The following is a 17338-nucleotide window of genomic DNA, read 5'->3' on the forward strand; positions in this document are numbered from 1 at the left end:
GCCCCGATGATCACCGCGGGACGGCCGGGGATGTGATCCCGCCAACGGGGGCGGTGTCCGCGGCGGCCCGGCCCCGGGCCCCGGCGGGCTCCTCCGGGTCGCGCGAGCGGCGCTTGGCGATGACGGCGCAGACCATGAGCTGCATCTGGTGGAAGAGCATCAGGGGCAGCACCGCCAGGGACGCCTGGGCGCCGAACAGGACGCTGGCCATGGGGAGTCCGGCGGCCAGGCTCTTCTTGGAGCCGGCGAACTGGATCGCGATCCGGTCCGCCCGGCCGAAGCCGAGGCGCTTCGCCCCGTACCAGCTCAGCGCCAGCATCGCGGCGAGCAGCACGGCCTCCACGGCGACCAGCGCGGCGAGCCGGGCGGGGGTGACGAGCTGCCAGACGCCCTGGGTCATGCCGGCGCTGAACGCCGTGTAGACGACGAGGAGGATCGAGCCCCGGTCGACGTAGCCGAGCACCTTCTTGTGCCGGGTGAGGAAGCCGCCGACCCAGCGGCGCAGCAGCTGCCCGGCGAGGAAGGGCACGAGGAGCTGGAGCACGATCTTGACCAGGGAGTCCGCCGAGAACCCGCCGGCGCCGTTGCCGAGGAGGGCGGCGGCGAGCAGCGGGGTGAGCACGATCCCGGCGAGCGAGGAGAAGGAGCCCGCGCAGATCGCGGCGGGCACGTTGCCGCGCGCGATCGAGGTGAAGGCGATCGAGGACTGGATGGTGGAGGGCACCAGGCAGAGGAAGAGCAGGCCGCCGTAGAGGGAGGGGGTGAGCACGGTCGGGACCAGGCCGCGCGCGGCGAGCCCGAGCAGCGGGAAGAGGACGAAGGTGCAGGCCAGGACGGTGACGTGGAGCCGCCAGTGCTTGAGCCCGTCGAGCGCCTCGCGGGTGGACAGGCGCGCGCCGTAGAGGAAGAAGAGCAGCGCGACGGCCCCCTTCGCGGTGCCGTCCGCCACCGTCGCGGCCGTCCCGGAGGCGGGCAGCAGGGCGGCCAGGCCGACGGTGCCGAGTAGCGCCAGTATGTACGGGTCGACCGGCAGCCAGGACGGCAGCAGGGGTCTGCGGGGGGTGCGGGCGGTGCGGGCCGGGCGGGAGCTCATCCCTCCATCCTGGGGGACGCCCCGCCGATCGGGAATCCCGTACAGCACACTGACTGTCATCACGAAACGTGATGACCGGCGCCGGTCGCGGTACGGTCGGGGCGTGACCGCCACCGTGTACGAGCCGGCCCAGCTGCGCACCTTCCTCGCGGTGGCGCAGACCCTCAGCTTCACGCAGGCGGCGCGGCGGCTCGGGGTGCGCCAGTCGACCGTGAGCCAGCATGTGCGGCGGCTGGAGGAGGCGACCGGGCGGCCCCTGTTCCTGCGGGACACCCACGGCGTGGAGCTGACCGAGGACGGCGAGGCGATGCTCGGCTTCGCGCGGGCGATCCTGGAGGCGCACGAGCGGGCGGCGGCCTTCTTCACCGGGACGCGGCTGCGCGGGCGGCTGCGCTTCGGGGCCTCGGAGGACTTCGTGACGACCCGGTTGCCGGAGATCCTGGAGGGCTTCCGGCGCGAGCACCCGGAGGTCGATCTGGAGCTGACGGTGGAGCTGTCGGGGACGCTCCAGGCGCGGCTGGCGGCCGGGCGGCTGGATCTGATCCTGGCCAAGCGGCGCGGCGACGAGACCGGCGGGGAGCTGGTCTGGCAGGACGTGCTGGTGTGGATCGGCTCGCCTCGGCTGCGGCTGGATCCGGAGCGCCCGGTGCCGCTGATCGTCTTCCCGCCGCCGGGGATCACCCGGGCCCGCGCCCTGGAGGCGCTGCGGGAGCAGGGGCGGCCGTGGCGGATCGCGTGCACCAGCAGCAGCCTGAGCGCGAACGTGGCGGCGGCCCGCGCCGGGCTCGGGGTGATGGCCCACACCCGGGGCCTGGTCCCGCCGGGGCTGACGGAGGTCCCGGCCCGCGCGGGCCTGCCGGAGCTGGGCGCGGTGGACTTCGTGCTGCTGAAGGGGGCCCGGGGCGGTACGGCGCAGGACGCGGCGGACGCGCTGGCGGCGGCGATCCTGGCGGGCGGCGACCGGCTCCACCGGCCCCGCTGAGGCGCGGGACGGGGGTGCGCGCGGGGCCGGGCGGGATGCCGGGCGGGGGTGCGCGGGGCGCCTTGCGAGCGGGGTCGCCGTCGCCCGTCAGAACGGCCGAGACCCCTCTTGCGCGTCCGGTCCCCGGGATGGTCGGTGCGCGCTCCGTACAGATTCCGTGGAGATTCCGGCCGCCCCGGCTTACCGCCGGTCACACAACGGGGCCCCGGCTCCCTCCACTTGCCCGGTTTTCCGGGCCTGACCTGTGGATACGGTCAAGGTCGCGGCTTGGTGAAGGCCCTCCCGCCCGTACGCCCCTTGGGGTACCGTCACCGGCGCCGTACGGATCGCTACACCGAGCGGGCGAGGAGCAGGTCAGTGCGCGAGTTCACCGTGCCGCCCGTCGAAGCGGCGCCTCAGGTCGGCGGTCTGGCGGACGCCGTGTTCGATCACGCCGAGCGGGAGCCGGACCGGGTCGCCCTCGGCCGCAAGGACGCGGAGGGGACGTGGCGGGATGTGACCGCCGCCGGCTTCCGGGACGAGGTGCTGGCCCTGGCGAAGGGGCTGATCGCGCACGGGGTGCGGTTCGGCGACCGGGTCGCGATCATGTCGCGGACCCGGTACGAGTGGACGCTCTTCGACTTCGCGCTGTGGACGCTGGGCGCGCAGCCGGTCCCGGTGTATCCGACCTCCTCCGCCGAGCAGGTCCTGTGGATGCTGCACGACGCCGAGGTGACGGCCTGCGTGGTGGAGCACGAGGACCACGCGATGACCGTCGGCTCGGTGATCGACCGGCTGCCCCGACTGCGGCGCCTGTGGCAGCTCGACGCGGGCCGGGGCGCGGTGGCGGAGCTGGTCGAGGCGGGCGCCGACATCGACGAGGACGTGGTGCACCGGCACCGGCGGGCGGTGACGCCGGACTCGGTGGCGACCGTCATCTACACCTCGGGGACGACCGGCCGCCCCAAGGGCTGTGTGATCACCCACGCCAACTTCATGTTCGAGGCGGACATGCTGACCGGGCGCTGGGAGCCGGTCTTCCGCTCCCGCCCGGGGGACGCCGCCTCGACGCTGCTCTTCCTGCCGCTGGCGCACGTCTTCGGGCGGATGGTGGAGGTGGCGGCGGTGCGGGGCGGGGTGAAGCTGGGCCACCAGCCGGTGATGGGCGCGGCGGAGCTGCTGCCGGACCTGGCCGCGTTCCGGCCGAGCTTCGTGCTGGCGGTGCCGTACGTGTTCGAGAAGGTCTTCCGGGCCGCCCGGCGGCGAGCCGAGACGGAGGGGAGGCGGGGCCCGTTCGACAAGGCGGTGGATGTCGCGGTCCGCTACGCGGAGGCGCTGGAGCACCGGGCCTTCGGCATCGGTCCGGGCCCTTCGGCGGCGCTGCGGGTGCAGCACCAGTTCTTCGAGAAGACCGTGTACGGGAAGGTCCGCGAGGCCCTCGGCGGGCGGATGCGGCACGCGATGTCGGGCGGCTCGGCCATGGACCGGCGGCTGGGGCTGTTCTTCGAGGGCGCGGGTGTCACGGTCTTCGAGGGGTACGGCCTGACGGAGTCGTCGGCGGCGGCGACGGCGAACCCCCCGGAGCGCACCAAGTACGGCACGGTGGGGCAGCCGGTGCCGGGGACGACGGTGCACATCGCGGAGGACGGCGAGGTCTGGCTGCACGGCGGGCAGGTCTTCTCCGGCTATCTCAACGACCCGCGCGCGACGGCCGCGGTCCTCAACGACGGCTGGCTGGCCACCGGCGACCTCGGCGTCCTGGACGAGGACGGCTATCTGACGATCACCGGGCGGAAGAAGGAGATCCTGGTGACCTCGGGCGGCAAGAGCGTCTCCCCCTGCGGCCTGGAGGAGCGGGTGCGCAACCATCCGCTGGTGGCCCAGTGCATCGTCGTCGGCAACGACCGCCCGTACATCGCGGCCCTGGTGACCCTGGACCAGGAGGCGGTGGACCACTGGCTCGCGATGCGGAACCGGGCGCCGCTGCCGGCGGCCGAGCTGGTGCACGACCCGGTCCTGGAGGCGGAGATCCGGCGCGCGGTGGTGACGGCGAACACGGCGGTCTCGCAGGCGGAGTCGATCCGCACCTTCCGCATCCTGGCCCATCCGTTCAGCGAGGAGCACGGGCTGCTCACCCCTTCGCTGAAGCTGAAGCGCAAGGCGATCGAGAAGGCGTACGCGGTGGAGGTCGAGGCGCTCTACGGCTGAGCAGCGGCACGTAATTGACGATGTATCAGTTATTGACGGTTCATCAGGTCGCTCACAGAATGCGGTCACCCGACGGAGGGATGACCGACCGTGCCCAGAAGGATCCGCACCCTCGCCACCGCGGTGGCGGCCCTGCTCCTGGCCACCGCCTGCAACTCCGCCTCCACCGGCGGCGATCCGGCGAAGCCCGGGGACACCAAGGGGACCGTACGCGGAGTGACCGCCGACTCGATCAAGGTCGGCGGGATCGTCTCCATGACCAGCGCCAGCGGCTACTCCAAGAAGGACACCGACCTCGGCGCCCGCGCCCGCTACGCCCGCGCCAACGCCGAGGGCGGGGTCAACGGGCGCCGGATCGACTACCTGGGCGCCGAGGACGACGGCCAGGACCCGGCCCGCAACCTCGCCGCCGCCCGCAAGCTGGTCCAGTCGGAGAAGGTGTTCGCGGTCGCGCCGATGAGCTCGGTGACCTTCGCCGGGGCCGGCTTCCTCGACGACCAGGCCGTCCCCACCGTCGGCTGGGGCACCCTGCCCTCCTTCTGCGGCCCGAAGCACATCTACGGCTTCAACGGCTGCCTCGTCCCCACCCCCGGCGGCACCCTCAACCAGACCTGGCCCGAGGGCCTCGCCCAGGTCCTCGGCGGCGCCAAGGGCCGCTCGGTCGCCCTGATCGGCGGGGACAGCGACGCCGGACGCTTCGGCATCCGCACCTTCACCCAGGGCTTCACGGCGGCCGGCTTCACCCTCGCGTACGCCAAGGCGTCCGTGCCCGCCACCTCGCTGCCGAGCGACTGGTCCGCGTACACCAAGGAGATCCTGCGCTCCGGACCCGGCGGGCGGGCGCCCGACGCGGTGGTGTCGGTGATGCAGACCCCGTACAACATCGGCCTGTTCACCGCGCTCAAGCGGGCCGGCTACAAGGGCCTGCTCACCGATCCGACCGACTACGACCCGGGGCTGCTCGCCAAGGACGCCACCCGACAGGCCCTGGACGGGGTCCTCGTGCTGCTGCAGTTCCAGCCCTTCGAGTCCGACAGCCCCGCGATGAGCCGCTTCAAGGCGGACATCCGGCAGGCGGCGGGCGGCAAGGACGTACCGCTCAACATGCACATGCTCACCGGCTACATGAGCGCCGACCTCTTCCTCGCCATCGCCGCCAAGGCGGGCGAGGACCTCAGCGTCGAGACCTTCCAGAAGGCCGCGGCCGGCTTCTCCGACACCGGCACTCTCGTCGGCGACCGCGCCGAGCCCAAGGGACAGAAGGAGAGCTTCGGCTGCGGCGCGCTCGTGCGCCTCACCAACGGGCGCTACGAGGTGGCCGTGCCCTTCCGCTGCTACCCGCCGATCCCCTTCGGCTAGGGGCGCCGTCACGTGGGCGACCTCCTGGGCTTCGTGCTGAGCGGGCTGGTCTCCGGGGCGCTGTACGCGCTGCTCGCGACCGGCCTCGTGCTCTCCTCCGCCGCCTCCGGCCTCTTCAACTTCGCGCACGGCGCCACCGCCTACCTGTGCGCGCTCGCCTTCTACGAGCTCCACTCCGGCTTCGGCTGGCCCGCCGTGCCCACCGCCCTGCTGCTCGTCCTCGGTGCCGCGCCCGCGCTCGGCTGGGCGCTCGACCGGCTGATGTTCCGCAAGCTGGCCACCGTCGGCGAGACCGCGCAGATCACGGCGACCATCGGCCTGCTGGTCGCGCTCCCGGCCGCCGGGCTGTGTGCGGTGGAGCTGCTGGAGCGGGCCGGGGCACCGGTCCTGCCCGCCGAGAACCAGTTCGGGCTGCCCGGCGTCGGGCCCAGCCCGGCCGTCTCCTGGCAGCCCTTCGCGGGCCTCGGCGTCGACGGGGTCGGCGTCGACTCCGACCAGCTGATCACCTGGCTGGTGACGGCGGCGGTCGCGGCCGGACTGTGGGTGCTGCTGCGCCGCACCCGGCTCGGGCTGCGGCTGCGCGCCGCCGTCGACAACCGCTCACTCGCCGAGCTGCGGGGCGTGGACGCCGACCGGCTCTCCTCCGTCGCCTGGATGCTCTCCTCCGGCCTCGCCGGGCTCGCCGGGGTGCTCGCCACCCCGCTGCTCGGGCTCTCCGCGCACGACTACACCCTCTTCCTCTTCGTCTCGGCGACCGCGGCGGTCCTCGGCCGCTTCGCCTCCGTGCCGCTCGCCTTCGCGGGCGGGCTCGCGCTGGGCGTGGTGCAGAACCTGGTGGCCGGGTACGCGAGCTTCGCCGAGGGCCTCACCGGCTTCCGCACCGCGGTGCCGTTCCTGATCCTGTTCGCCGGACTGGTGCTGCTGGCCCGGCGGGAGCGGGCCGCCGGCACCGCCGCCGCCGACCCGTTGCCCGACGACCGGCTCGCGGGCCTGGGCCCGCTGCGCCGCTGGGGGCCCTGGGCGGCGGCCGGGGCGCTGCTCTGCACGGCCTTCTACACCGTCACCACCCCGTTCTGGAGCGGGATCCTCACCCAGGGCCTGGCCGTCGGCCTGGTCTTCCTCTCCTTCACCGTCGTCACCGGGCTCGGCGCGATGGTGTCGCTGGCCCAGGCCACGTTCGTCACCGGGGCGGCGCTCGTCGCCGGGCTGCTGATGAGCCGCGGCTGGCCGTTCGCCGCCGCCGCGCTCGCGGGCACGGCGGTCGCCGCCCTGCTCGGCGCCGTGGTGGCGCTGCCCGCGCTGCGCCTCGGCGGGCGGTCGCTGGCCCTGGCCACGCTCGCCCTCGCCTTCCTCGCCGACCAGGTCCTCTTCCAGTTCGGGTGGCTGCGCAACGGCGACACCGGCTGGGAGATCCCGCGCCCGGTCCTCGGGCCGCTCGACCTGACCGACGACCGGGCGATGGGCGTGACCCTGGTGGTGCTGAGCGCCCTCGGCGTCGCCGGGCTCACCCGGCTGCGGAACTCGCGCCGGGGCCGGGCCATGCTCGCGGTCCGCTCCGCCCCGGCCGCCGCCGCGGCCTCGGGGGTGTCGGTGGTGCGCACCAAGCTGCTGGTGTTCACGGTCTCGGCGGCCCTCGCCGGCTTCGGCGGGGTGCTCTACGCCTCGTACAACACCCGCGTCACCGCCACCGACTTCCCCGCCATGACGGGCCTGGTGTGGCTGGCGGTGGCGGTCGCCGCCGGGGTGCGGCGCCCGCAGTACGCGGTGCTCGCGGGCCTGGTGTACGCGGTGGCCCCACAGCTCCTCGCCGGGTACGTGACCGAGTCGGCCCACCTGCCCGTCGTGCTCTTCGGCCTCGCCGGGCTCGCCCTCGCCAACGACCCCGACGGCTACGCGGCGGCCCTCCCCGCCCGCTGGGCCGCCCGCCGGGCGAAGGCCGCCGCCGCGCGGACGGCCGACGCGACCGGCCCCGCCCCGGTCCCGCCGCCCCGGCCCGCCGCCCTGGAGCTCACCGCCGTACACGCCGGGTACGGCGGCGGCGCGGACGTGCTGCACGGGGTGGACCTGCTGGTGCGCCCCGGCGAGATCGTCGCCGTGCTCGGGGCCAACGGCGCCGGGAAGTCCACCCTGTGCCGGGTCGCCGGGGGCCTCCTCGCGGCCCGGGGCGGCGCCGTCCGGATCGACGGCGCCGAGGCGGGCGGGGACACCGCCGTCGCCCGCGCCCGGCGCGGGGTGCGGCTCGCGCCCGAGGGCCGGGGCATCTTCGCGGGCCTGTCCATCGAGGAGAACCTGGCCCTCCAGCTCCCCGAGGCGGCCGACCGCGAGGCCGTCTACACCCGCTTCCCCGGGCTCGCCGCCCGCCGCACCGTGCCCGCCGGCTCGCTCTCCGGCGGCGAGCAGCAACTGCTGGCCCTCGCCCCGCTGCTCCAGCGCCCGCCCGCCGTCCTCGTCGCCGACGAACCCTCCCTCGGGCTCGCGCCCCGGATCGTCGACGAGGTCTTCCAGCTCCTCGCCGAGCTCCGCTCCCGGGGCACCGCGCTGCTCCTCGTCGAGGAGAAGGCCGCCGAGGCGCTCGGCCTCGCGGACACCGTCGCCTACCTGGCCGAGGGCCGGATCGTCTGGTGCGGGCCGCGCGCCGAGGCCGACGCCGACCGGCTCGCCGACGCCTACCTCGGAATGGGGGCCCGCGCATGAGCGGGAACGCGCTGCTCGACGCCCGGGGGATCGGGGTCCGCTTCGGCGGGGTCCGCGCCCTCGACGACGTGGCCGTCGCCGTCCGCCCCGGCGAGATCTGCGGCCTCATCGGCCCCAACGGGGCGGGCAAGACCACCCTCTTCGACGTGCTGTCGGGCATCCGCCGCCCGGACCGCGGCCGGGTCCTCCTCGACGGCACGGACATCTCGCGCCGCTCCCCCGTGTGGCGGGCCCGGCACGGGGTGCGGCGCACCTTCCAGCGCCAGCAGCTCTTCGGGCAGCTGACGGTGGCGGACAACCTGGTGGTCGCCCAGGAGTGGCGCCGGGGCCCGCTGTCCGCCCGCCGCTCGCGCGCCGCCGAGGTGCTGCGCTCCTGCGGGCTCGACGCGCTGGCCGGGGCGTACGCGGGCACGCTGCCGGTCGGGCAGGCCCGGATGGCGGAGCTGGCGCGGGCGCTGGCCGACCCGCCTCGGCTGCTCCTGCTGGACGAGCCCGCCTCCGGGATGTCGGCCGAGGAGCGCGGCCGACTCGCCGCCGTGGTGCGGCACCTGGCCGAGGAGGAGGGGTGCGCGGTGCTGCTCGTGGAGCACCACGTCTCCTTCGTGATGGAGCTGTGCGCCCGGGTCGTCGTCCTCGACCTCGGGCGCGTCCTCGCCGAGGGCCCGGCCGAGCGGGTGCGGGCGGATCCCCGGGTGCGGGCCGCCTATCTGGGGACGGCCGGAGAGGGCCCCGGCACGGCGGAATGAGATCGGCGCGCCGATCGTTGAAGCTGACACCGGAAATGCGACGCCGGAGACGCGACACCGGACGTGCGACCCCGGCGGCGCGCCACCGGCAACGGACCACAACGTAAGGATCGACCGCTCGTGAGCACGGACAGCAAGGTCCCCTTCCTCACCCTCAACAACGGCGTGCGGATGCCGCAGCTCGGCTTCGGCGTCTGGCAGGTGCCGGACGCGGAGGCCGAGCAGGCCGTCGGCACGGCCCTGGAGGCGGGCTACCGCTCCATCGACACCGCCGCCATCTACGGCAACGAGGCCGGCACCGGCAAGGCCCTCGCCGCCTCGGGGCTCCCCCGCGAGGAGCTCTTCGTCACCACCAAGCTGTGGAACAGCGAGCAGGGCTACGACAACACCCTGCGCGCCTTCGACGACTCCCTGGCCAAGCTGGGCCTGGACCACGTCGACCTGTACCTGATCCACTGGCCGGTGCCGAACAAGAACGCGTACGTCGACACGTACCGCGCCTTCGAGAAGATCCTGGCCGACGGGCGCGCCCGCGCCATCGGCGTCTCCAACTTCCACGCCGAGCACCTGGAGCGCCTGATCGGCGAGACCTCGGTGGTCCCGGCGGTCAACCAGGTCGAGCTGCACCCGCAGCTCCAGCAGACCGCGCTGCGCGCCGTGCACGAGCGGCACGGCATCGCGACCGAGGCGTGGTCGCCGCTGGGCCAGGGCCGGGGGCTGCTCGACGTCCCGGCGATCGTGGCGATCGCCCGCAAGCACGCCCGTACGCCCGCCCAGGTGGTGCTGCGCTGGCACATCCAGGCGGGCAACGTGGTGATCCCGAAGTCGGTCACCCCGTCCCGCATCGCGGAGAACATCGACGTCTTCGGCTTCGAGCTGGACGCCGAGGACCTCGCGGGCCTCACCGCCCTCGACGAGGGCCGCCGACTGGGCCCGGACCCGGCCGAGTTCCACGTCGGAGCCTGACCGGATGCGGGTCGCGGAGGGGGTCTACCGGGTGCGGAACGTGGCCAGCGGGCTGCTCCTGGAGGTGTTCGAGGGCTCGACGCGCAGCGGGGCGCCGGTGCGGCAGGGCCTGGACCGGGGAGGTCCGGGCCAGCACTGGCACATCGCGCCGGTCCCGAACGGCGGCGGCCTGTACCACCTGGTGAACGTGGCCGGGGGCAAGCGCCTGGACGTGAAGGGCGCCTCGACCGAGAACGGCGCGGCGATCCAGCAGTGGAAGCCGAACAACTTCGGCGCCCAGGAGTGGACCATCGAGGAGGACCTCCAGTCGCCGGGCACGGTGGCGCTGGTCAGCTTCGTCAGCGGGCTGCTCCTGGAGGTGGCGGAGGGCTCGACGGAGGACGGCGCCGCCGTCCGGCAGTGGGAGGACACCGACTCCCCGGCGCAGTGGTGGCGCCTGGAGCCGGTGTCCTGAAGCGCTCCCCGGGCCCGCGCGGCCCGGGGGCGTTCAGCCGTCCTTGCGTCCGGTGTGGACGGTACGGGCGGAGAGCAGGAACAGGTCGGCCCGGCGGTGCAGCGAGAGCGGGTCGGCCGGGTCGAGGAGCCGGTCGAGGGCCGCGCGGTCGTCGTCGGCGAGGCTCCCGGCCAGGCCCTCGCGCTGGCGCTCGTAGTGCGCGACGATCTGGCCGCGCACGGCGTCCGGCAGCGGCGCGGGCACGTCGGACAGGAAGCTGCGGGTGCCGCTCGGGGTCAGGCCCGCGCCGGTGAGCAGGGCGTTCCAGTCGTCCATCTCGTCCTTGGCGTCGGGCAGCGAGGCCCGCATGGCGCCGAACCAGTCGGCCGCGGCGGCGTCGATCCGGGCCTCCAAGCCCGGCCGCCCGACACCGGCGTTCCACGGCAGGTGGCGGGCCGGCAGCCCGCCCTCGGCGAGGGCGATGAGCCCGCCGGGGTTCAGCACCTTGGCGAAGGCGGTGAGCGCGGCCTGCTGGTCGCCGATGTGGTGCAGGGAGTGGCTGGCCCAGATCAGGTCGGCGGTGCCGAGGCTGTCGAAGTCCGCCGGGAGTTCGGCGCGCAGGGTGGTGACCCGGTCGCCGAGCCCGCGGGCCGCGGCGCGCTCGGCGGCCAGGGCGAGGAGCGCGGGGGTCGCGTCGACGGCGACGACCTCCGCCTCCGGGAACGCCTCGGCGAGCAGGGCGGTGACGACGCCGGGGCCGCTGCCGAAGTCCAGGACCCGGCGGACCCGCCCGGCGGGGGCGAGCCCGGCGAGCCAGGCGGCGGCCTCGGTGTAGAGGGGGCTCGCGGTCTCGGCCTGCACGGTGAGCAGCGGGGCGAGCTCGGCCCAGTCGAGGTCGGTGTGGTCGTGAGAGTGGCCGTGGCCGGTGCCGTGCGTGTGGCCGGCGCCGTGCGCGTGGGCGTCGGTCCCGCCGTGGGACTCGCCATGGGTCCCGCCGTGGGGCTCGCCGTGGCCGTGCCGGTGTCCGTCGTGGAGGTCGTGTGCGCTCATGGGGACAGCGTGCGCCGCCGCTGCCGTAAGCGCGAGGAAACTTGCCGTTCCGGCAAGCGCCGCTTTCAGTCCCCGCCGTTCCGGTACTCCTGCGGGCTCACGCCGCGGACCCGCTTGAAGGCGGCGCTCAGCGCGAAGGCGCCGCCGTAGCCGACCTGGCGGGCGACGGCCTCGACGGTCGCGTCGCCGCGCCGCAGCAGGTCGGCGGCGAGGTCGATCCGGCGGCCGGTGAGGTACGCCATCGGCGGCTCCCCCACCAGCTCGGTGAAGCGGCGGGCGAGCGCGGCGCGGGAGACGCCGGCCTTCTCGGCGAGCGAGGCGACGGTCCAGGGGTGCGCCGGGTCGTGCCGGAGCAGCCGCAGCGCGCGCCCCACCACCGGGTCGCCCATCGCGCGGTACCAGCCGGGCGCCTCGGCGCCGGGCCGGGCGAACCAGGCGCGGACGGCGGCGATCAGGAGCAGGTCGAGGACCCGGTCGAGGACGACGCTCTGGCCGGGCTCGTCGCGCGAGACCTCCTCCTCCAGGAACGGCGTGAGCGGGCAGTTCCAGACCTCGGCGGGCAGGTGGAGCAGGCCCGGCAGCGCGTCGAGGAGCCGGCGGTCGACCTCGCCGGCGAGCTGGTAGGTGCCGACGAGCACGCCGGTGCCGCCGTCGCGGGCGTTGCCCCAGGTCCGTACGCCCAGGCTCATCGCCTCGGCGAGCGGCTCCCCGCTGAGGGTGGCGCAGGCGCCGCCGGGGCCGATGACGGCGGTCGGCGGGGCGTCGGGGGCGTGCGCGACGGTGTACGGGACGGGGCCTCGGGCGATGGCGATGTCGCCGGGGCGCAGCAGGACGGGCGGGCCGTCGTCGGGCACGATCCACGCCTCGCCGGAGGTGACGCACATCAGGCAGAGCGGGGCCCGGTCCTCGATCCGTACGGACCAGGGCGGGTCCATCACCATGCGCAGGAGGAAGGCGCCGCGGGCCCTCGGTCCGTCGAGCAGTCCGGCGAGTGGGTCCATGGCGGCCAGCGTAGACGCACGCGTATGCGGGCGAGCCGATGGAGCATGGGAACGCGGCGGCCGGGGCGCGAGGGTGGAGCCATGACGAACTCACCGAACGACACAAGAGAATCGACGCCGGCCCCCACCGTCCTGGTCACGGCCGCGACCGGGAAGACCGGGAGCCGGGTGGCGCGGCGGCTGGCGGAGCGCGGGGCGGACGTGCGCGCCGGGTCGCGGTCGGGGACCACCCGCTTCGACTGGGCGGACCCGGCGACCTGGGGCCCCGCCCTGGAGGGCGCGGACGCCGCGTACGTGAACTACTACCCGGACCTGGCCGCGCCGGGCGCCGCCGAGGCGCTGCGGGAGTTCGGCGCGCTGGCGGTGGCGCGCGGGGTGCGGCGGGTGACGGTGCTGTCCGGGCGGGGCGAGCCCGAGGCGGTGGCGGCGGAGGAGGCGCTGCGGGCCTCGGGGGTCGAACTGGGCGTGGTGCGGGCCGCGTTCTTCACGCAGAACTTCGACGAGGGGCTGTTCGCGGACGGGGTCGCGGCGGGCACGCTCGCGTTCCCGGCGGGCGGCACGGCGGAGCCGTTCGTGGACGCGGACGACCTCGCGGACGTGATCGTGGCGACGCTGCTCCACGACGAGCACGCGGGCCGGGTCCACGACGTGACCGGGCCGCGGGCGCTGACCTTCGCGGAGGTGGCGGCGGAGCTGTCCCGGGCCGCCGGGCACGAGGTGGTGTACGTGCCGGTGAGCGAGCGGGAGTACGCGGAGCTGCTGACCGGGTTCGGGCTGCCGGAGCCGGAGGCGGTGTGGCTGTCGGGCCTGTTCACGGCGCTGCTCGACGGGCGCAACACGGCGGTGACGGACGGCGTGAAGCGCGTGCTCGGCCGGGACCCGGTCGACTTCGCCGTGTACGCGGAGGGGGCGTTCGGGAAGCGGGGGTGAGGGGCGGCGGGGACGGTCCCGCGTCACGTCCCGTAGCGCGCCGCCAGCGTCCGTACCGTCGCCGCGATCCGGTCCCGGAGTTCCTCCGGGCCGAGGACCTCCACCTCCTCCCCGAGGCCGAGCAGGAGACCGAGGGCGTGGTCGGGGGACTCGACGGGCAGCACGGCCCGGGTCCAGCCGTCGGGTTCGGGAGGGCCGCTCGCGGCGAGCGCCCGGGCGGCGGCCCCGGTGAGCCGGGCGGCGCCGCGCGGGGAGATCCGCACGAGCGCCTCGCCTTGGTGCAGCCTCGTGTGGAAGTCGGCCTGGCTCGCCCGCCAGTGGGCGGCCAGGTCGAAGCCCTCGGGGACGACGGCCTCCTCGTCGGTGGCGGTGAGGGCGAGGATCTGGTCGACCCGGTAGGTGCGCGGGCCGGGCCCGGCGACCAGGTACCAGCGGCCCGCCTTCAGCACCAGGCCGTACGGGGCGAGCCGCCGGTCCACCTCGCTCGGCTCCCGCCAGCGCCGGTAGCGGACGGCGAGCACCCGCCCGGTGCGCAGGGCCTCGGCGACCTCGGGCAGGAACGGGGCCTCGGTCTCCTCCGCGTACCAGCCGGCGGCGTCGATGTGGAAGCGGGTCCGCAGCCGGTCGACGTGCTCGCGCAGCGGCTCCGGGAGGGCGGCGCGCAGTTTCAGGTGGGCGTCGGCGAAGTGCCCGCCGAGGCCCAGGCCGTCGGCGGCGACGGGCAGTCCGGCGAGGACGAGGGCCTCGGCCTCGCGGGCGAACAGGCCGGTGAGGCGGGAGCGGTGCCCTTCGAGCAGCCGGTAGCCGCCGCGGTGCCCGGCGTCCCCGTACAGCGGGACCCCGGCGGCGGCCAGGGCCTCGACGTCCCGGTAGACGGTGCGGACCGAGACCTCCAGCTCCTCGGCGAGGCGGGCGGCCGTCATGGTGCCCCGGGTCTGGAGCAGCAGGAGGATCGACAGGAGCCGGCTGGACTTCACTGACACAAGGTGTCAGTGAAGTCCTCGTACGGTCCAGCCATGGCTTTCGAGGAGAAGTACCTGTTCGCCCTGGAGCCGGTCGAGATCGCCGGCCGGCACGTCAAGCGCTACCACGTGACGGCCGATCCGGCCGGGATCGAACCGGAGGTGGCCCGGGCGGCGTACGCGCTGCTGCCGGAGCTGCTGCCCGAGCCGGACGGCACCCCGGCGGCGGCCTTCACGGTGCTGCACCGGGGCGGCGACACCGGCGCGTACCTGAACGCGTACAGCTGGGTGTGGGACAACGTGCTGCACTTCGGCGGGGCGGCGGCGGGCCAGCCCGCGCTGGACTGCCCGGACACCGACCCGGCGCACTTCGTGCGGCTGGCGCCGGGGGCGCGGAACTGGATCGGCTGCGTGTGGGAGCTGCCGCCGATCGGGCACGAACGGGACGCCTGGGTGCGGCACATGCTGGCCCCCGACCGCCCGGACCTGGCGGGCTACCTCGCGGACGCGCTGCCCTCGGGGACGACGGGGCCCGGCGCGGCCGGGAGTTTCACGAAGGAGGCCAGCCGGTAGGAGGGTTCGGGGCGGGGCCGGTCCTGGTCCGGCAGCGCGGCGAGGGCCGCCGCGAGCGCGTCCACGGTCGCGGGGGTGCCGTGGAACCAGGACGCGTAGTAGCCGCGCCGCAGCTTCCCGGCGGTCCCGCGCGGGGTGGCGCCCTGGCCGTGGCCGGTGAAGCGGGTGGCGGGCCCGGGGGCCAGGCCGTGGGCGGCGGCGTGCGCGGTGACGGCGCCGGTCGCGTCGCGGGCGGCCTCGGGGGCGGCCCGGTGCGGGCGCAGCAAGGTGTCGACGTCGCTGCCGGTGTCGTGGGCGGCGTCCTTGTCGACGGTGGTGACGAACACGCCGCCGGGGCGCAGCACCCGGGCCGCCTCGGCGACGATCTCGTCCGCGAAGGGCACCAGATGGAGCAGCCAGACCGCGCTGACGGCGTCGACGGAGCCGTCCGGGAGCGGCAGCGCGCGGGCGTCGGCGCGCACCGCGCGGCCCGGGAGGCGCCCGGCGGCGGTGCGCAGCATGGCGTGCGCCGCGTCGGCCCCGTACACGGCGAGGCCGGGCCGGGCGAGGCGGGCGGTGACGAGGCCGGTGCCGCAGGCCACGTCGACGAGCGTGCGGGTGCCGGGCGGCAGCAGCCGCAGCACCCCGGCCGCGGCGGCCGCCGCGCGCGGCACCCCGCCGCGGGTCTCGTCGTAACGCGCGGCCTCGGCCTCGTAGTCGAGCACGGTCTCCCCCATGGGCCCGATCGTACGGGCGGAGGGCGCGGCCGGGCTCAGCGGGCGCCGTGTCCCGGGGCCACCGCCTCGACGCGGTCGGCGAGGGCGAAGTCCTTGTCGGTGACGCCGCCCGCGGTGTGGGTGTTCACGGCCAGCACGACGCTGTCGTAACCCAGCGTCAGATCGCTGTGGTGGTCGAGCTCCTGCTGGATCGAGGCCACGTGGACGACGAGCGCGGTGGCGGCGAAGTGGTCGGCGAGCCGGTAGGTGCGGGTGATCCGGTCGCCGTCGAGGGACCAGCCGGGGAGCTCCCGCAGGCGGTCCTCGATCTCCTTCTGCGACAGGGGCTGTGTGGGCATGTGCTGCTCCCTCCGGTCCGGGTCCCGCGGTGACCGGGCGGTCACCGGGAGAAGGTACCCGGGTCGACCTCTGGGATACCGTCTGGACATGACGACTGTCGCGACCGACACGGGTGTGGGACCGCTGCTGCGCGGCTGGCGCGAGCGCCGGCGGCTGAGCCAGCTGGAGCTGGCGCTGCGGGCGGACTCGTCCGCGCGGCACATCTCCTTCGTGGAGACCGGGCGTTCGCGGCCGAGCGAGGAGATGGTCCTGCGGCTGGCGGAGCACCTGGAGGTGCCGGTCCGGGACCGCAACGCCCTGCTGCTGGCGGCGGGTTACGCGCCGAGGTTCACCGAGTCGCCGATGGACGCGCCGCTCCTGGACACCCTGCGCGAGGGCATCGGGATGCTGCTGGCGGGCTACGAGCCGTATCCGGCGCTGGTCGTGGACGGCTCGTACACGGTGGTGGCGGCCAACGAGGGCATCGGGATGCTGCTGACGGGGCTGCCCGAGCACCTGCTGACACCGCCGCTGAACGCGATGCGGATCACCCTGCACCCGGAGGGCCTGGCCCCGCGCATCCGCAATCTGCGCGAGTGGCGGGGGCACCTGCTGCACCAGATGGAGCGTCAGATCGCCCTGGTGCGCTCGGAGTCGCTGCGGGCGCTGTACGAGGAGGTGGCCGCGTATCCGGTGCCGGAGGGCGCGGGGGATCCGGCGGACCGGGAGGACCCGGAGCCGTATCCGTACTTCGCGCTGCCGCTGCGGATCGAGCACGACGGGCGGGTGCTGTCGTTCGTGTCGTCGATCTCGACGTTCAACACGCCGCTGGACGTGACCGTCGCCGAGCTGGCCATCGAGACCTTCCTCCCGGCCGACCCGGAGACGGTCGCCTACCTCCGGTCCCTCAAGGGGTAGCGGTCGCCCGCAGCGCGCCCCACTGGAGGGCCGCGAAACCGGCCACGGTGCCCGCCTGCATCAGGGTCCAGACCGTGCCCGCGGCGGTGGGCTCCAGCCAGGCGAGCAGCGCGACGACGCTGAGCGCGCTCCACAGCAGGTTGGCGTCGACGACGGCCTTGACACCGGGCACCGGCGGCTGCGGGCGGCTCGCCAGCCAGGCCACCCCGCCCGCGTACACGGTGAGGAAGGCCCCGAGCCCGAGGAGCAGGCCCCGGCCGACGCCGAGGAGCTCCGCCAGCGGCCCGGAGGCGGCGAGGTAGGCGATCCCGTTGGCGCCGGTGACGAGGGCGTCGAGGGCGAGGAAGCGGCGCACCATGGACCGAGGCTGGGTGGTGCGGGAGAGTCCGGCGAGCAGGGTCTGGGACATG

17 protein-coding genes are annotated in these 17338 nt (G+C 75.2%); 10 read left to right on the forward strand and 7 right to left on the reverse strand.

Annotation, left to right across the window (positions count from 1 at the left end; all coding sequences use genetic code 11):
• Window positions 1-10: 10 nt before the first annotated feature.
• Window positions 11-1093 carry a bile acid:sodium symporter family protein gene (locus AB0C99_RS15260; RefSeq protein ID WP_362474896.1) on the reverse strand — a complete coding sequence of 361 codons (1083 nt, stop codon included), beginning with the start codon at window positions 1091-1093 and terminating at the stop codon, window positions 11-13.
• Between the two features lie 103 nt (window positions 1094-1196).
• Between AB0C99_RS15260 and AB0C99_RS15265 the strand changes: the two genes are divergently transcribed.
• The 7 genes from AB0C99_RS15265 (at window position 1197) to AB0C99_RS15295 (ending at window position 10481) form a co-directional block, all read left to right on the forward strand.
• Entirely contained in the window at window positions 1197-2075 is an 879-nt protein-coding gene (locus tag AB0C99_RS15265) for a LysR substrate-binding domain-containing protein (protein WP_362474899.1), read from the forward strand.
• A gap of 357 nt (window positions 2076-2432) precedes the next feature.
• Window positions 2433-4262 carry an AMP-dependent synthetase/ligase gene (locus AB0C99_RS15270; RefSeq protein ID WP_362474902.1) on the forward strand — a complete coding sequence of 610 codons (1830 nt, stop codon included), beginning with the start codon at window positions 2433-2435 and terminating at the stop codon, window positions 4260-4262.
• 90 nt (window positions 4263-4352) lie between these two features.
• Window positions 4353-5621 (forward strand): ABC transporter substrate-binding protein, encoded by a 1269-nt coding sequence (locus AB0C99_RS15275; RefSeq protein ID WP_362474905.1) that lies wholly within the window; start codon window positions 4353-4355, stop codon window positions 5619-5621.
• Window positions 5622-5633: 12 nt separating this feature from the next.
• Window positions 5634-8315 carry an ATP-binding cassette domain-containing protein gene (locus AB0C99_RS15280; protein ID WP_362474908.1) on the forward strand — a complete coding sequence of 894 codons (2682 nt, stop codon included), beginning with the start codon at window positions 5634-5636 and terminating at the stop codon, window positions 8313-8315.
• A complete protein-coding gene (locus AB0C99_RS15285; RefSeq protein WP_362474911.1) occupies window positions 8312-9061 on the forward strand; it encodes an ABC transporter ATP-binding protein in 750 nt (249 codons plus the stop codon). Before AB0C99_RS15280 ends, AB0C99_RS15285 begins: the two co-directional genes overlap by 4 nt.
• 171 nt (window positions 9062-9232) lie before the next feature.
• A complete protein-coding gene (locus tag AB0C99_RS15290; protein WP_362475007.1) occupies window positions 9233-10027 on the forward strand; it encodes an aldo/keto reductase in 795 nt (264 codons plus the stop codon).
• A gap of 4 nt (window positions 10028-10031) precedes the next feature.
• The gene (locus tag AB0C99_RS15295) at window positions 10032-10481 is read left to right on the forward strand and encodes an RICIN domain-containing protein (protein WP_362474914.1); all 450 of its coding nucleotides are present in this window, start codon (window positions 10032-10034) and stop codon (window positions 10479-10481) included.
• Window positions 10482-10514: 33 nt separating this feature from the next.
• Here AB0C99_RS15295 and AB0C99_RS15300 read toward each other — a convergent pair whose 3' ends face one another.
• Window positions 10515-11510, reverse strand: coding sequence for a methyltransferase (locus AB0C99_RS15300; protein WP_362474917.1), 996 nt, complete (start codon window positions 11508-11510; stop codon window positions 10515-10517).
• Window positions 11511-11575: 65 nt separating this feature from the next.
• Window positions 11576-12511: an AraC family transcriptional regulator gene (locus tag AB0C99_RS15305; RefSeq protein ID WP_362474920.1), complete on the reverse strand. Its 936-nt coding sequence runs from the start codon at window positions 12509-12511 to the stop codon at window positions 11576-11578.
• An 81-nt stretch (window positions 12512-12592) separates the two neighbouring features.
• Between AB0C99_RS15305 and AB0C99_RS15310 the strand changes: the two genes are divergently transcribed.
• Complete coding sequence (locus tag AB0C99_RS15310) at window positions 12593-13441, forward strand: NmrA family transcriptional regulator (RefSeq protein WP_362474923.1); 849 nt, start codon at window positions 12593-12595, stop codon at window positions 13439-13441.
• A gap of 23 nt (window positions 13442-13464) precedes the next feature.
• Here the strand turns inward: AB0C99_RS15310 and AB0C99_RS15315 are convergent, their stop codons facing one another.
• On the reverse strand, window positions 13465-14418 hold the full coding sequence (locus AB0C99_RS15315; RefSeq protein WP_362474926.1) for a WYL domain-containing protein: 954 nt from the start codon (window positions 14416-14418) through the stop codon (window positions 13465-13467).
• A gap of 39 nt (window positions 14419-14457) precedes the next feature.
• Here AB0C99_RS15315 and AB0C99_RS15320 point away from each other — a divergent pair, with 39 nt between their 5' ends.
• A complete protein-coding gene (locus tag AB0C99_RS15320; protein ID WP_362474929.1) occupies window positions 14458-14976 on the forward strand; it encodes a hypothetical protein in 519 nt (172 codons plus the stop codon).
• Here AB0C99_RS15320 and AB0C99_RS15325 read toward each other — a convergent pair.
• Window positions 14898-15692, reverse strand: a complete 795-nt coding sequence (locus tag AB0C99_RS15325) for a class I SAM-dependent methyltransferase (RefSeq protein WP_362474931.1) — start codon at window positions 15690-15692, stop codon at window positions 14898-14900. The two genes, AB0C99_RS15320 and AB0C99_RS15325, sit on opposite strands and share 79 nt — an antisense overlap.
• A gap of 35 nt (window positions 15693-15727) precedes the next feature.
• Window positions 15728-16030 carry a 4a-hydroxytetrahydrobiopterin dehydratase gene (locus AB0C99_RS15330; RefSeq protein WP_362474934.1) on the reverse strand — a complete coding sequence of 101 codons (303 nt, stop codon included), beginning with the start codon at window positions 16028-16030 and terminating at the stop codon, window positions 15728-15730.
• Between the two features lie 88 nt (window positions 16031-16118).
• Between AB0C99_RS15330 and AB0C99_RS15335 the strand changes: the two genes are divergently transcribed.
• Window positions 16119-16928: a helix-turn-helix transcriptional regulator gene (locus AB0C99_RS15335; RefSeq protein WP_362474936.1), complete on the forward strand. Its 810-nt coding sequence runs from the start codon at window positions 16119-16121 to the stop codon at window positions 16926-16928.
• Here the strand turns inward: AB0C99_RS15335 and AB0C99_RS15340 are convergent.
• Window positions 16918-17337, reverse strand: coding sequence for a hypothetical protein (locus tag AB0C99_RS15340; RefSeq protein ID WP_362474939.1), 420 nt, complete (start codon window positions 17335-17337; stop codon window positions 16918-16920). The genes AB0C99_RS15335 and AB0C99_RS15340 overlap by 11 nt on opposite strands.
• Between the last annotated feature and the right edge of the window lies 1 nt (window position 17338).

The sequence above is a fragment of the Streptomyces sp. NPDC048659 genome (assembly GCF_040650575.1).
GTDB lineage: Bacteria > Actinomycetota > Actinomycetes > Streptomycetales > Streptomycetaceae > Streptomyces.

What these genes read in the sequence shown, in the direction of transcription:
- AB0C99_RS15290 (WP_362475007.1), top strand. Translation starts at nt 9,233, where the DNA reads ATGCCGCAGCTCGGCTTCGGCGTCTGGCAGGTGCCGGACGCGGAGGCC.
- AB0C99_RS15335 (WP_362474936.1), top strand. Translation starts at nt 16,119, where the DNA reads ATGACGACTGTCGCGACCGACACGGGTGTGGGACCGCTGCTGCGCGGC.
- AB0C99_RS15325 (WP_362474931.1), bottom strand. Translation starts at nt 15,692, where the DNA reads ATGGGGGAGACCGTGCTCGACTACGAGGCCGAGGCCGCGCGTTACGAC.
- AB0C99_RS15330 (WP_362474934.1), bottom strand. Translation starts at nt 16,030, where the DNA reads ATGCCCACACAGCCCCTGTCGCAGAAGGAGATCGAGGACCGCCTGCGG.
- AB0C99_RS15300 (WP_362474917.1), bottom strand. Translation starts at nt 11,510, where the DNA reads ATGAGCGCACACGACCTCCACGACGGACACCGGCACGGCCACGGCGAG.
- AB0C99_RS15305 (WP_362474920.1), bottom strand. Translation starts at nt 12,511, where the DNA reads ATGGACCCACTCGCCGGACTGCTCGACGGACCGAGGGCCCGCGGCGCC.
- AB0C99_RS15285 (WP_362474911.1), top strand. Translation starts at nt 8,312, where the DNA reads ATGAGCGGGAACGCGCTGCTCGACGCCCGGGGGATCGGGGTCCGCTTC.
- AB0C99_RS15260 (WP_362474896.1), bottom strand. Translation starts at nt 1,093, where the DNA reads ATGAGCTCCCGCCCGGCCCGCACCGCCCGCACCCCCCGCAGACCCCTG.
- AB0C99_RS15310 (WP_362474923.1), top strand. Translation starts at nt 12,593, where the DNA reads ATGACGAACTCACCGAACGACACAAGAGAATCGACGCCGGCCCCCACC.
- AB0C99_RS15340 (WP_362474939.1), bottom strand. Translation starts at nt 17,337, where the DNA reads ATGTCCCAGACCCTGCTCGCCGGACTCTCCCGCACCACCCAGCCTCGG.
- AB0C99_RS15295 (WP_362474914.1), top strand. Translation starts at nt 10,032, where the DNA reads ATGCGGGTCGCGGAGGGGGTCTACCGGGTGCGGAACGTGGCCAGCGGG.
- AB0C99_RS15320 (WP_362474929.1), top strand. Translation starts at nt 14,458, where the DNA reads ATGGCTTTCGAGGAGAAGTACCTGTTCGCCCTGGAGCCGGTCGAGATC.